Annotated in this window: 11 protein-coding genes; 3 read left to right on the top strand and 8 right to left on the bottom strand. The window is 64.4% G+C overall.

The features are described from left to right. Nucleotides 1-58: 58 nt before the first annotated feature. Nucleotides 59-2,833, top strand: a complete 2,775-nt coding sequence (locus WG900_RS02860) for a TonB-dependent receptor domain-containing protein (protein ID WP_339964525.1) — start codon at nt 59-61, stop codon at nt 2,831-2,833. A 28-nt stretch (nt 2,834-2,861) separates the two neighbouring features. Here WG900_RS02860 and WG900_RS02855 read toward each other — a convergent pair whose 3' ends face one another. Then, nucleotides 2,862-3,566, bottom strand: coding sequence for a GntR family transcriptional regulator (locus WG900_RS02855; RefSeq protein WP_339964524.1), 705 nt, complete (start codon nt 3,564-3,566; stop codon nt 2,862-2,864). Nucleotides 3,567-3,606: 40 nt separating this feature from the next. Then, nucleotides 3,607-4,869, bottom strand: coding sequence for an alpha/beta fold hydrolase domain-containing protein (locus WG900_RS02850; RefSeq protein WP_339964523.1), 1,263 nt, complete (start codon nt 4,867-4,869; stop codon nt 3,607-3,609). A 108-nt stretch (nt 4,870-4,977) separates the two neighbouring features. Between WG900_RS02850 and WG900_RS02845 the strand changes: the two genes are divergently transcribed. Together WG900_RS02845 and WG900_RS02840 are read left to right on the top strand one after the other, a co-directional pair. Then, nucleotides 4,978-5,976, top strand: coding sequence for a LacI family DNA-binding transcriptional regulator (locus WG900_RS02845; RefSeq protein WP_339964522.1), 999 nt, complete (start codon nt 4,978-4,980; stop codon nt 5,974-5,976). 100 nt (nt 5,977-6,076) lie between these two features. Continuing rightward, on the top strand, nt 6,077-6,955 hold the full coding sequence (locus tag WG900_RS02840) for a poly(ethylene terephthalate) hydrolase family protein (protein WP_339964521.1): 879 nt from the start codon (nt 6,077-6,079) through the stop codon (nt 6,953-6,955). Nucleotides 6,956-6,967: 12 nt separating this feature from the next. Here WG900_RS02840 and WG900_RS02835 read toward each other — a convergent pair whose 3' ends face one another. The 6 genes from WG900_RS02835 to WG900_RS02810 form a co-directional block, all read right to left on the bottom strand. After that, a complete protein-coding gene (locus WG900_RS02835) occupies nt 6,968-7,423 on the bottom strand; it encodes a DUF3237 domain-containing protein (RefSeq protein WP_339964520.1) in 456 nt (151 codons plus the stop codon). After that, the gene (locus WG900_RS02830; RefSeq protein WP_339964519.1) at nt 7,407-8,723 is read right to left on the bottom strand and encodes a flavin-dependent oxidoreductase; all 1,317 of its coding nucleotides are present in this window, start codon (nt 8,721-8,723) and stop codon (nt 7,407-7,409) included. Before WG900_RS02830 ends, WG900_RS02835 begins: the two co-directional genes overlap by 17 nt. Nucleotides 8,724-8,823: 100 nt before the next feature. Next, nucleotides 8,824-9,354, bottom strand: a complete 531-nt coding sequence (locus WG900_RS02825; RefSeq protein WP_339964518.1) for a DUF3237 domain-containing protein — start codon at nt 9,352-9,354, stop codon at nt 8,824-8,826. Continuing rightward, nucleotides 9,351-10,751 (bottom strand): aldehyde dehydrogenase, encoded by a 1,401-nt coding sequence (locus tag WG900_RS02820; RefSeq protein WP_339964517.1) that lies wholly within the window; start codon nt 10,749-10,751, stop codon nt 9,351-9,353. Before WG900_RS02820 ends, WG900_RS02825 begins: the two co-directional genes overlap by 4 nt. A gap of 68 nt (nt 10,752-10,819) precedes the next feature. Next, complete coding sequence (locus WG900_RS02815; RefSeq protein WP_339964516.1) at nt 10,820-12,316, bottom strand: alpha/beta hydrolase domain-containing protein; 1,497 nt, start codon at nt 12,314-12,316, stop codon at nt 10,820-10,822. Nucleotides 12,317-12,319: 3 nt separating this feature from the next. Beyond that, nucleotides 12,320-13,765 (bottom strand): tannase/feruloyl esterase family alpha/beta hydrolase, encoded by a 1,446-nt coding sequence (locus WG900_RS02810; RefSeq protein ID WP_339964515.1) that lies wholly within the window; start codon nt 13,763-13,765, stop codon nt 12,320-12,322. Nucleotides 13,766-13,769 lie beyond the last annotated feature (4 nt).

Genomic DNA, 13,769 nt, shown 5'->3' with positions numbered 1-13,769 from the left:
ACAATCTTGCCTGAAACCGCTTTCGCGTCTAGTGGGCATGGCAGGGGAGAGTATCGACATGCAAAAAATCCATCGCCGCCCGCTTTCACGCGTCAGCGCCCTCGCGCTCGCAGTTTCCGCAATCGCCCTGCCCCAGGCAGCCCTCGCCCAGTCCGAAGAGCCTGATGCGGATGCCGCAGCGGCTGAGCCCGACAAGGAAATCGTCGTCACCGGCACGATCATCCGCGGCGCAGCGCCGGTAGGTTCCTCGATCATTTCCGTCACGGCCAGCGATATCCAGAAGACCGGCCTGCTGACCACGAACGACATCCTGAAATCGATTCCGCAGGTCTCGGGCATTGGCCTTGGCGAAGGTGCGACCAACACTTCGGCCAATAACGCCAACCTCAACATCGGCCGTGCCAACGGCCTCAACATTCGCGGTCTGGGTGTCCAGGCGACCCTGACGCTGCTGAACGGCCGCCGTCTGCCGGTCGGCGGCTTCGGCGGCCAGCTGTTCGATCCCAACTCGATCCCGGCCATCGCGCTGGCGCGTATCGACGTTGTCGCCGACGGCGCTTCGGCCACATATGGCTCGGACGCTGTTGCCGGTGTCGCCAACCTCATCCTGCGCACCGACGTCGATGGCGCCGAAGTTCGCGGCCGCTATGGCTTTGCCGACGATTACAGCACCAAGACACTCAGTGCCGTGGTCGGCAAGAAGTGGGACACCGGCCGCGCGATGATCGCTGCCGAATACAGCTGGAACGACCAGTTGCTGCAGTCCGACCGTGCCGAATTCTTCGTCTGCGACCAGTCGACCCTCGGCGGCACCAACAACTGCGCATTCGGCGGCGCGCCCGGTAATATCGTTTATGGATCGACCCGTTACGGCCTGCCCGCCGGCACCGGCATTGGCGTGACGCAGGCCCAGCTGTCGACCACGCCTAACCGCGTACCGACCTCGCTTTTGCAGACCGTGCTTCCGGCCAATAAGCGCCTGAACCTGGTCGGCACGATCCGCCAGGACGTGACGAGCAACCTGTCGCTGTGGGCTGAGGCGTTCTACTATGATCGCAAAGGCACGTTCTATCGTTCCACCCCGACGCTGGTTTCCGCTTCTGTACCCAACACCAACCCGGGCTTCGTCGTAGTTGCCGGGCAGAGCACCACGGCGCAGACGGTCGAATACGTGGTCCTCAACGATGCCGGTGGACGCGATACCTTTGCAACCGACCTGGGCAACCAGGCGGCGGCCGGGTTTGATCTGGCGCTCAGCACGAACTGGAACCTTTCCGCGTCCTATACCTATAACGACAACTACTCCGAGCTGCAGAGCACCGGTGAAGTCAACCAGGCCCAGTACAACCTGGCCGTCCGCTGCACCGTGGCGAATTTCTGCTTCAACCCTTACGGAAGCGGCGGCTCGGCATCGAACATCGCAGCCGCCGAGCGGTTCATGGGCTTCACCAATTTCCGCATCTGGTACCATTCGCACATCGCCAATGCCAAGGTTGACGGCACCCTAGCGACTATCGGCGGCGGCGATATCAAGCTCGCCGTCGGCGGCCAGTACCTGACCGAGACGCTGTTCGCCCGCAACTATACCAACTCCGGCACCCGCACGCCGGACCTGCAGACCATGGCCAAGACTGCGGAATTCGGCACGACGCGCAACATCAAGTCGGGTTACGCCGAAGTGATCGTGCCGCTGGTCGGATCGGGCAACGCAATGGGCGGCGTCCAGACGATCGAACTCAACGCCGCAGTGCGCCACGATGACTACAGCGACTTCGGCAACACCACGAACCCGAAGTTCGGTATCAAGTGGGAGCCGGTGGCCGGCCTGACCCTGCGCGGCAGCTATGGCACATCGTTCCGCGCGCCGACCCTGTCGGACAGCGATCCCCGCTCCACGCCGTCGCTTTCCGCCAGCACGACGATTGCCGGTGCCGGCCGCAACGTCCTGACCCTGCTCGGCGGCAACGCGGCCGTCGGTCCGGAAACGGCCAAGACCTGGTCGGTCGGCATGGAAGTGAAGCCTGACCTCGTTCCCGGTTTCACCGCCTCGCTCAACTACTTCAACATCGACTACAAGAATGTGATCGACACGTTGGGCAATACCCCGGCCGTGTTCTCCGATGCAGCGCTCTCGTCGTTCCTGACGCTCAGCACGGCATCCGATTTCACTGCCCAGCTCAATGCCATCCAGGCGCAGATCAATTCGGGCTTCTATGCCGCGCCGAGCCAGTTCACGCTGTTCACGGCAGGCGGCGCGCCGAACGTCTATGCCATCGTCGATGGACGCAAGCGCAACGTCGGCCGCGCCAAGATGCAGGGGCTCGACTTCGCCCTGCAGTACCAGTTCGGCATGGGTGAGCTTGACTGGACGCTGGGCTTCAACGGCACCCGTGTGTTCCATTACAATTACCAGACAGTTCCGGGCGGCGCGCTGGTTGACCGCGTCAACAACGCCAACTTCCCGCTGAAGTTCAAGGCGCGCGGCCAGGTCGGTTTCCGCACCGGCGGCCTGTCGGTCAACACGTTCTACAACTACACCAATGCGTACAACGTGGTGTCGCTGCTGGCGAACAACCTGTTCACTCCGGCAATCGTCGCCCCCGCAACGCAGAACGAGCGTGTAGCGGCCAACCTGACCGTCGATGCGACAATAACCTATGCCTTCCCGCAGGAAAGCGGCCCGCTTGCGGACCTGTCGTTCTCGGTATCGGCGCAGAACCTGTTTGATCGTGATCCGCCGTTCGCGCGGGTCTCGACCAACCAGATCTTCGATTCGGCCAATGCCAGCGTCATGGGCCGGATGGTCGCCTTCGAGATCCGCAAGAAGTTCTGATCTCTCCCGCCCGGGATTCGCTTTCCAGTCAGCGGATCCCGGGCACCCGGGAACGGAATTCCGTTTCGATCATCGAAAGCGTCGCAAAAGCATCTTCGATATGGCGCCGCATGGCCGCTTCGGCAGCCGGCCCATCGCGCCTGAGCAAAGCCTCGGCGACCAATTTGTGCCCGTCATGCGCATCGCGCAGCCTTTCGGCACTATAGAAACTCTCGAACAGCAGACGCTGGATCGGCACGTTCAGCCGGCCAAGCAGCTCGGCGATAATCGGATTGCGCGAGCCGCTGATGATCAGTGCGTGCCATTCGCTGTTGAGCCGGTTGAACCGCTCATGCGCCTCCCCGCCCACGGCATTGTCCAGAATATCCGTCAGTTCCCGCAGCCGCGCCATGTCGGCATCGGACGCATTGACCGCGAAATCGTGCGCGGAGATCCCTTCCAGCGCGACCCGCGCGCGGTAGATCTGCTGCACCTCCTCAAAGGTGACCCGGCGAACCGAAGCGCCCTTGAATTCCTCGATCTGGACCAGCCCTTCGGCCTCCAGCCGCTGCAGAGCCTCGCGCACCTTGGTACGGCTGGCCCCCGTGGCGCGCGTAATGTCTGCCTCGACAAGACGCTGGCCGGGGACGAATTCGCTCGCCCGGATGCCATTGCGCAGCCAGTCAGCCAGTTGGCTGGTCGAAATCGAGTCTCGCTTTGCGCCCTTGGGAGCGTCTTCGCCGGCATCTAGCATGCATGGTCAATCCACCATGCTGCCGGCGATTGTCAACAATTTACCGGCAAGACCCGCCCCGCCAGCACGGACGCAGCATTGGCGCAGGCCGGTGTGCAACAAATCCCTCGGGTCGCGCCGGCCAGCGCCCATTGTCCAGCCGCGCCTCGATATAGCGGATCGATGCCACCACTTGCGCGGCTGTGAAGTTGCAGTGGCCGGCCTGCGGTACCCATAGCGAGGCGAAGGTTTTTCGCGGCGCGGCCTGCTCATAGGCCAATTGCATCGAAGGTGACGTCGCCCCGTCGCCGATCGCTTGCACCGCCAGCAAAGGCACACGCGGCCGGGCGCTCGGCGTATAGTTGGCGCGCATATAGGCCACCGCCTTGGGCTGGGGCGCGATCCGGGGCGCCTGATTCAGCCGGGCGAGATCGGCATCCAGATTTAGCCCGGCCTTGGCGTAGAGCGCGGCCACTTCACTGCGCCGACCGGAAAGTGCCAGTTGCCGGCGGTAATCCACCCCGGTGTTCCACGAATAGCCCTGCCCGGCGCGCAATTCCTGCTCGGCGCGGGGGAGGAAAACGCCCATCACGAAGGCCCGCGCGATCTCGTCCACCTGCGCCTGTGTGTCACTCATGTCCGGTGCCGGCTTGCCCGCGGTGGTCCAGCCGGGGATGCCCGCCAGAACCCCGGCAAGCATTACGCGCGCGCGCCCTTCATCACTGCGCATTGCCTCGGCCAGTGCCTTTGACACCTTTTCGCCGTTGGTGCGGTCGTCCGCGATTCCGACCACAGCGATGCCCTTGTCCGGCGCGACAAGAGTGCGGAACGCGTGTGCGCCATCCAGCGCCATGTTCATCATGCCCAGCGACCCGCCGATCGAGGCACAAAAGGCAATGCCGCCATCAATAACCGGGCGCGATTGTTCGGCGAGCGCGGTCGTCACCAGTCCGCCCATCGAATTGCCGAAACCGATCACCCGGCGCGGTTTTCCGTGCCTGGCGCTGAAGGCGGAAATTGCCGCGCGCTGCGCCGGGACCGCCTCTGCCAGAGCCCAGCCGGCGCTGCCATAATCCGACCCGACCATGGCATAGCCCCGCGCCAACAGGTCGGCCTTAACCGATTCCGGAGCGCTCTCGGGCCGCCCTGCGCGGTTCGAATAGCCGCGCGACCAGACCAGCAGGGTGCCGTTCCACTTGGCCGGCATATCCGAGGTCCACTTTGCCCCGCCCGGAAGTTCGCTCACGTTCGACGGTGCCTGCGCCGTCGCCGGAGCGAGCGTCATTGCAGCCAGAAGTCCCGAAACGACAAGTCCTCGCGCCACGGCCAGATTCCTTCATGAAAGCGGTTGCAGAGCAATGACGCGGGCGCAGGCGAAAGGCAAGCGCGCAGCGCCCTTGCGTTGAACGAAACCGCCGATAGGGTGCCCCGCGTGAATATTCCGCACGAAACCATCACGCTCGATCAGGTCGCCGCTGCCGCAAGGGTCTCACCCGCCACGGTGTCGCGCTATTTCAACACCCCCGGAATAGTGGCGCGCGAGACGGCGGAACGTATTCGTGAAGCGGTGGAGCAGCTCGGCTACATCCCCAACCTGCTTGCGGGCGGGCTGGCGTCGAACCGGTCGCGACTGGTGGCGGTGATGATACCGGAACTGTCGGGATCGATCTTCGTCGACATGATCGAGGCGATGATCGAGGAACTGTCCTCGCACGGTTATGTGGTGATGCTGCTGGTTACCGGGCTCAAGCTGGAAACCCCGTCCGACCTTGTCCGCGCCGCACTGGGCCGCCGGCCAGAGGCCGTGGTGGTCACAGGCGCGGTCGATGCCGCGACGCGCAGCCTGCTGCGCAAGTCGGGGACCAGCGTGATCGAGCTGTGGGACCTCCCCGCCGAACCGGTCGACGTGGCGATCGGATTTTCGCACTTTGCCGTGGGCGAGGCGCTCGCCCGCCATGTCCACGAACGCGGCTATCGCGCGCCGCACCTGCTGATGCCCGATGCTGCACGCGCCGGGGTACGGCGTCAGGGTTTCCTTGAAACCTGGCAGGCGCTCGGCGGTGCAGAACCGCAGACCACGCAGGTCGGCACCCCTGGGACACTCAGCGATGCCCATGCCTTCATCGACGCGCTGATCGCTTCGACGAAGCGGCCGGACGTTGTCGTCTGCGGATCGGACCTGCTGGCCTTCGGTGTCGCGGGAGAAGCGCGGGCGCGTGGCTTGCGCATTCCGCAAGACCTAGCGGTGGTCGGCTTTGGCGATACCCGGCTGGCCCGGGAGGCCATCCCACCGATCACCTCAGTCGCCATCGACGGTGCCAGAGTGGGGCGCGAACTGTCCTTGCTGCTCGATGAGCGCAGCGGCAAACGCGATCTGTTGCCGCGCAGCATCGATGTTGGTTTTGAATTGATCGCGCGATCCTCCTGCTGAAAGTCGATCCGGAATTGACTTCTCGCCTTGATTTGCGATGACCCATGAAAGCCCTTTCACAAATGGGCCGTGGGACCATCCCTGTGGGAGTATCGATGCCGTGATCCGCAAACTCACCCTTATGCTGGGCGCAGCCCTGCTCTCGTCCACCATCCCGGCGGCACAGGCATCGACCGGCCCGCTTCCCGTGCGCATCGAAGTGGCCCCGGACCTGCGTTACCACACGATATTCCGCCCCGCGGCGCTTCCTGCGAAAGGTGCTCTGCCGCTGGTGGTATTTGCCGGCGGCGGCTGCCGCAATGCCGGGGCACGGTTCCGCGAACTGCTGAGCGAAGTCGCCTCGCACGGCTATTACGTGATCTCGATTGGTGAAATCGGCGAGCCGGAATGGGACGCCAATCTGAAGAACGAGCCGCGCTATAACGGCCGCCCGACCAAGACCGACGTCTCGCAGATCGACTGGGCGGTCGACTGGGCCGAGGCGCAGAACGCGCGCAAGGGCAGCAAGCTATCCGGCAAGATTGATACCTCGCGCATTGCGCTGATGGGGCAATCGTGCGGCGGCGTTCAGGTGACCGATGCGGCATCCCGGTCGAAGGGTATCACCACACTGGTCGTGCTAAATTCTGGCCTGTTCCCAGACGACCGGCAGATGGGCGGTTCCGAAGTGAAGCGCGCCGATCTGCCGAAGCTGGCGCTGCCAACGATGATCCTGCTCGGCGGCAAGGACGACATCGCCTATGACAACGGACAGGCGAATTTCGACCTGCTCACCGGCGCGCCGACCTTCCTTGCCAGCGCGGACTACGGCCACCGCGCCACCTATTTCGAGAAGGACGGCGGGTTGTTCGGCACCGTGGTGCGCGACTGGCTGGCATGGCGCATCAAGGGCGATACCGCCGCCGCCAAGCGGTTCACCGGCGCGGACTGCGGCCTGTGCAAGGACAAGGAATGGTCGGTACGTCAGCGCGGGCTGTGACCCGGCCGCGCGTTACAGCACCTGATAGACCGCGAGACTGACCACCCCGCCAACCTTGCCGCCAGTGGCAACGAACAGGGCACGGTTGACCCAGGCATAAGCCGGATGGCCGGTGCTGAGGCGGATCGCCGTGCGCATGTAGTAGTCGGACGGCGGCACCGCCTCCCCCGCAGCAATCCGCGCGGCAACTTCGGGTGCGGCATGGCGGATGCCCTGGCTGAGCACTTCGATCACCGCGCCGTCATCGGTCCGAATGGCATAGCGCGCATCAAGACTGGCCACGCCATCAGCGTCCACCGTCTGCCAGTCCGCGCCAACCGGCAGGATGGTGCCGGAAAGCCGCTCACCGCGCGCGCTGCCACCAACAATCGGGATGATCCGCCGCGCGCCCTGCCCACCGGTGCCGACCTCATGCGGCGGCGTCAGTTCGACCGTCAGGTCGCAGACATGTTCAAGCCGGAGCGACATCGGCTTCCTTCTGCTTCACGCGCGCGCCCTTGGGCACCGTGCGCGGGGCATTGTTGAGTGTGTCGCGGGCAAAACCGGCAGCCGCCTTGTAGGCCTGCATGAACTGGTCGCGCTCGTCCGCCGGGATGACATCGTCGATGTTGTCAAATTCGCCGCCGCAGCGGTCCGAGACCATCTTGAGCAAGCCGAACGGACCTGCCCCGCGGTTGCGCAAGGCGAGCTTGCCGACAGGCTCGCACAGTTCCGCATTGTATGCGGCAAGGCTGTCCTGCGACACGCCTGTCTGGGTGAATATCCGCCCGAGAATGCGCGCGTCCATGATCGCCTGCGAAGCGCCGTTCGAACCGGTGGGATACATCGGATGCGCGGCATCGCCCATCAGCGCCACCGGGCCATCGACCCAGAACGGCAGCGGATCGCGGTCGATCATCGGGTTTTCATAAGCCACTTCGGACTTGGCGAGAAGCGCCGGCAGGTCCAGCCAATCGTAGACGAAGCCGCTGAATTCGGCAGCGAATTCATCGAGCGGCACCGGGCGGAACCAGCCAGTCTTCGTCCAGTCGTGGTCCGCATCATAGGTCTGTTCCGCGATCCAGTTGATCTCGGCGAGGCCGTTTTCGTCAGGCGCAGAGATCGGATAGATCACCACGCGGTGCCGGTCAGTCCCCAGTCCGACGAATGACGAGCCGCTACGGATCGGCACACCGGGGCTGGTACCGCGCCACATGATCGTGCCGCCCCAGCGGATTGGCGGCTGGCCGGGATGCATCTGCGCGCGCACGGCGGAATGTATCCCGTCCGCGCCGATCAGCAGCGCTCCGGCTTCTTCCATCGTCTGCCCGTCGATGGTCGCGATTTCGGCGTTCACCGAGCCATCGGCCTGCTTGCGATAACCGGTGACCTTCTGGCCCAGCCGCACCGCATCCTTGCCCAGCCGCTCGATCACGTGGCGATAGAGCAGCAGGTGGAACTGGCCGCGATGAACCGCATACTGGTGCCAGTTATAGCCAGCCAGCTTGCCGCGCGGTTCGCTGTAGATGTCCTTGCCGTTCAGCCCGACCAGCGCCCATTCGCGCGCCGGCAGGCCCGCCTGGTCCAGCTCGCTCTCACCAATGCCAAGGTCTTCGAGTTCACGCACCGCGTTGGGCTGCAGGTTGATGCCCACGCCCAGCGGTTGCAGTTCGGGAACGCTTTCGAACACCACGCAGGGCACGCCGATTTCGTGGAGCGTCAGCGCGAGCGCCAGTCCGCCAATGCCGCCGCCAGCGATGAGCACGCGTTCACTTGTCGAGGTTATCATTCGGCAAGCCATAAGCGGGCCGCCCGACCGCGCCTAGACTCAAATCGGCCCGTCAGAGCGAATTTATCGCAGAAAACCGGGCTTTTAGTCGCAGTCGAAACTACTTTACCCGGTAGACGTCGACCAGCACCCGATCCGGCTTGCGAATACCCCGGGCAACGAAAGTCGATCGGCGCATCCAGTCGTGCGGGCCTTTGGTGACGGTGAAGGTCGGCGTCGTGCGGAAATAGTATTCCGAAGGATCGACCACCTGCAGCTTCGCCAGCCGGTCTGTCACTTCCGGCGACGCCACCCGCACGCCAAGGTTGGTCACCTCGATGACCGTGCCGTCCGCAGCCTTGAGGAAATAGCGCGCCTCCAGCCGGGTCAGTCCGCCCTCCTCGATCACCTGCCAGTCGCCGCCGCCGGGAAGCACCGTTCCAGTCAGTGCCGGCCCGGTAACGGTGCCGCCAGTGATCGCGATAAAGCGTTTCTTGCCGCCATCTGCCGGTCCCATTTCGACCGGCGGCGCGACATCGACCTTCACCGTGAAGGCGTATTCCAGCTCAGGCGTCGGAGCCGATGGCTGCGCGGTGGCCGGCGATGCGGCGATCGCGGCAGCAAGCCCGAGCAAACGCAGCGGGGCGATCATATCGGATAGTGACCCGGTTCGGTTTCGAACGTGATCCAGCGAGTTTCAGTGAAGGCATCGATGCCCTGCTTGCCGCCGAAGCGGCCATAGCCCGAACTCTTCATGCCGCCGAAGGGCATCTGCGGCTCGTCGCTCACGGTCGAGGCGTTGACGTGGCAGATGCCCGCCTCGATCTGCCGGGCAACCTTCAGGCCGCGCACCGTGTCGCGGGTGAAGACGGCAGATGACAGGCCGTATTCGGTATCGTTGGCCAGTTCGATGGCGTGAGCCTCATCGCGCGCGCGGGTGATGCCCACCACCGGCCCGAAGCTCTCATCGCGGAACAGCTTCATGTCGGGCGTGACCTTGTCGACCAGATGCGCGGGCATGACGACGTTCATGGTGGTGTCGCCGCCGACCAGCAGCTGCGCGCCCTTGCTCACCGCATCGCCGATCAGCGAGAGGCAGTGATCGACTGTCTTGCGGTCGACCACGGCGCCCAGCGGCGTATTGCCCGCAGCAGGATCGCCCGCCGGCATCGAACGCACCTTGGTGGCGAACTTTTCGGCGAAGGCGTCGGCCACGCTCTCAACTACGATGATCCGCTCGGTCGACATGCAGATCTGGCCCTGGTTCATGTAAGCGCCGAACGCGGCGGCCTTCACGGCCTCGTCGAGATCAGCGTCGTCCAGCACGATCATCGGCGACTTGCCGCCCAGTTCGAGCAGGACAGGCTTGAGGTGCTCGGCCGCGCGTTTGGCAATGATCTTGCCGACACCGCTCGAGCCGGTGAAGTTGATCCGCTTGACCTGCGGCGCATCGATCAGCGCACCGACCACTTCGCCGGCATCTTCAGGCGCGTTGGTCACGACATTGACGACGCCGTCCGGGAAGCCCGCTTCCGCGAACGCTTCGATAATCAGTTCGTGCGTGCGCGGGCACTGTTCGGATGCCTTGAGGATAACGGCATTGCCGCAGGCGAGCGGCATGGCGATTGCGCGTACGCCAAGGATGATCGGCGCGTTCCATGGCGCAATGCCGAGCAGGACGCCGACCGGCTCCTTCACCGCCATGGCAATCGTTCCGTCATGATCGGATGGAATCACTTCGCCCGTGATCTGGGTGGTCATCGCTGCCGCTTCGCGGATCACGCCCGCGCCAAGCATCAGGTTGAACATCGCCCAGCCGGGAGTCGCGCCGATTTCGCTCATCATCGCGGCGACAAATTGATCCTTTTTCGCCACCAGCGCATCCGCCGCTTTCGTCAAAACCGCGCGGCGGGCGTTCGGCCCCATCTTCGACCAGACCGCAAAGCCTGCCTGGGCCTTGCCTGCGATGGCGGGAATGTCCGAGGCCTTCATGGCCGTGGCCGAACTGGCCACTTCGCCGGTCAGCGGGTTGAGGCGGGTAAATTCCATGGCGATTCTCTCCGGGGGATTTAACTATTATGCATAGCAATATCGGCTGAGGCACCGGCTGGCAAGCATCACTTGACAACCTTGAAAGCAAGCCTGGCAAATGCGCGAGCTTCCATTTTCTGCACGGCCGCATCTGCGGGGAGCAGCCAGCGCTGGCGCACCAGTGCATCGGCTCGGGCATCAAACTGGGCAAGGTAGTGGCGGCTGCCGCCCGGATAGCGGGCCATCAGCGTCGCCCGGTCGAGCGGTAGCCGGTTAAGCTTGCGCCCCGGGGACTTCCCGCCGCATTCCGCCAAATCAGGTACACCATAGCGGACGAGCGGAACGTCGAGTTGGGCAGCGCGAATTCCCCCGATCGGGTTGCCGAACCCATCGCGGTTGTAGTTTTTTGTGCCTTCAGCCACCTGCAACCGACTGGCGCGCGGAGGGGCCTTACCGCCGCGAACCCAGGTATCGAGATTGACCAGCGCCGCCTGCGCTACATCGCGCATGGGGACGTCGGAAAAGGCCATGCTGCAGGTTACCTCGCGTTCGATGCCGGGGTGCCCCCGCGCTGCAAGCTGCGCGCGCGCGGGCGTTGCCTGACCTTCGACACCGGAGTCGCTGTGGCTAACGCCGCCAAGCTCGTAAATCCGGTGGCCGCCGCGCACCCCATCGCTTTCCGCGCGCATCGGATAGATATTGGTGATTGCTTCCATCTCGCTGGTGAGTTCGATTACCGGGCTGTCAATCACGCGCAACATGTCGCGCCCGCGCTCCTTGACCGGATCGACCGAATTGAGTGGCACGTTGCCGGCAGCGACAGCGCCGGCAGAAATGCCGATCAGATAACCATCGATCACCGGCCCGCCGTCGGTCCGGCGGTAGCGATCATGAAAGCCGAAATTGATGAAGCTGCGTTGCAGGCTGCCAAGGAATGACCATCCCGAAACGTAAAGCCCGCGCACTTTCAGTCCAGCGAGCGGTCCGCCATGGCTGCCGGAGCGAAGGAAGCTCGCCGCTTGTCCGATGACGTCCCAACGCACGCCGTCATCCTGCGGCCAGGAAAAGGCGGCATAGCGCGATGGGTCATACCACTTGTACAGCAGCGGCGTTGCGACCGGCCACTGCGTTGTTGAACGCTGACGCGTACCGGGATCACCGCCGATCACCAACTTTGCATAGGCCATGCCCGACCGCAGCACGAGGGTGTCGATTCGCCCCCAGTTCCCGTTCGCAAATTGTGGGTGAGCGAAACCCATTTGCACTATGCCATTGAATTTCCGCGGATCACGCGGCCGGACGATCACGAGCTGGGTGACGTAAGGCACATCGGCAGAGCGGACCTGCAAAGACCCGTCGGCATTCTCGTGGTAAATGTTGGCGGCGCCTTCGATTAGCCATTCTTCCTGCACGTAGCCAGCCGCCTTGAGCGCTGCATTCTCACGCGTTCCTGCCAGCACGATGGGCGCGAAAGTCTTTGATTGCGCGCTTTCCACCAGCGGGCCAATCCAGCGCGGCTCCTTCGCCTGCGCTGGTAGAACGATGGCGAACAAAAGCAGGAACAGCGAGGCCAGACGGCACATGGATCAGTCCTTTCGGCAAACATAACTTTTAGCGGATTCAGGTTCGTCATACCCGTTCCACATGGCACGGGCCGGCCAAACGCAGAGCAACTGCGTCCTCTCTGGAGCGCCATTGGCGGGGGGCTTCGTGGCGATAATCGTCTCAGGCGCCCTGCCCCAAAGCACCCATTCCTCGAGCGCGCTCAGCAGGTCGTGGCGCGGATCGACTAGCGGGGAATCGCCGCCCGCGCCGCCGAACAGGTCCGCACCCGGGCCGCCCCGGCAGTGATGGACGCCGGGCGCCATGAACAACCGCACCGAGGCACCGAGACGCGAACCGAAGCGCGCCGACAGCGCGTCCCAATAGCCCAGCGTCGATGTGGCCGAGACCAGTGGATCGTCCCAGCCGTGGTAGAGGATCAACTTGCCCCCTGCCGTTGTGAACGGCTCGATTGCGGGATTATCGGCGTGAAGGTTCATCAGCCGGTCGATCGCGGGCAGGTCCCGAGCCAGCGAGAATTGCCGCGCGTCCCATGCCGGATCGGCGTGGACCCCGTCAGCGAACAGCACGGTCGCGAGATAGCTCGGTCCGGGAGTGAAAGGTTCGGGCAGCGGCGCGGGTGATACCGGCGCGGTCCACAGCAGGCCCCGATCGATCCGCTTGCCGTTCTCGTCATGGAGCGGCGCATAGATCGTGCGCACCGCATCGACCTGCAGCGGGCTGAGGCACCCTGCTCCCGTTTCACCGGACTTGCATAGCAGGCGCGCAGGATCCAACCGGCATTGGCGCGGATCGGCGACAACGCCGTCCCTAACCCCGTCATCGCCGTCGCACTGGGCAATGGCCGAGCGGGTGACGAGCTTCCAGACGCTGGGAGGAACGGCCGCACCCCACCCCGAATGGCGCTGCATTTCCCACATGCGCCGCGCGCTCATTTCCGGCGTGTTCACACCCGGAGCACCGGCAATCACGCCGTCATAGTCGCGGGGATAGCGTTGCACCTCGGTCAGTGCCTGACGCCCGCCGCCCGAGCAGCCGACGAAAAACGCATGGTCGGGCCGGCGGCCATAGACATGGCGCAGCACCGCCTTGGCCTTTACCGCCAGCAGATGATGGGCGCGGTGGGCATAGTTCGCGGCGCGGTCGGGGCGCTTGAGCAACCAGTGCTTGTCCGCAGCCTTGTGACCGGTATCGGTGCTGGCGCTGGCATAACCCCGCCGCACCCCGCGCGCGAGTTCGTGGTTGTTGAAGCTCCCCGCCTGCCCGCCAACGCCGCCGGTAAGCAGGCGGCCGTTCCACGCGGCTCGCTCCGGCAGCCAGAGTTCGACGCCAATCTCCTTCTCGATCGTGGCTTCGAGGCGGCAATAGGGCACCGGCTGCGTCTTCGGGGTCGCGCGGTCAATGCGGAGCGCGGGCACGCGCAGGCCTTTCAGGCTGTCGCAGGGGGCTGCCTCAGCGCTGTTCGCCACCAGC

Source organism: Novosphingobium aquae, from assembly GCF_037572715.1.
Lineage (GTDB): Bacteria > Pseudomonadota > Alphaproteobacteria > Sphingomonadales > Sphingomonadaceae > Novosphingobium > Novosphingobium aquae.
This window is presented reverse-complemented; position numbering and strand designations above follow the sequence as displayed.

Bases quoted from the DNA above. Each gene is read 5' to 3' on its own strand.
- WG900_RS02860 (WP_339964525.1), top strand. From the start codon at position 59: ATGCAAAAAATCCATCGCCGCCCGCTTTCACGCGTCAGCGCCCTCGCG.
- WG900_RS02855 (WP_339964524.1), bottom strand. From the start codon at position 3,566: ATGCTAGATGCCGGCGAAGACGCTCCCAAGGGCGCAAAGCGAGACTCG.
- WG900_RS02835 (WP_339964520.1), bottom strand. From the start codon at position 7,423: ATGTCGCTCCGGCTTGAACATGTCTGCGACCTGACGGTCGAACTGACG.
- WG900_RS02830 (WP_339964519.1), bottom strand. From the start codon at position 8,723: ATGATAACCTCGACAAGTGAACGCGTGCTCATCGCTGGCGGCGGCATT.
- WG900_RS02825 (WP_339964518.1), bottom strand. From the start codon at position 9,354: ATGATCGCCCCGCTGCGTTTGCTCGGGCTTGCTGCCGCGATCGCCGCA.
- WG900_RS02820 (WP_339964517.1), bottom strand. From the start codon at position 10,751: ATGGAATTTACCCGCCTCAACCCGCTGACCGGCGAAGTGGCCAGTTCG.
- WG900_RS02815 (WP_339964516.1), bottom strand. From the start codon at position 12,316: ATGTGCCGTCTGGCCTCGCTGTTCCTGCTTTTGTTCGCCATCGTTCTA.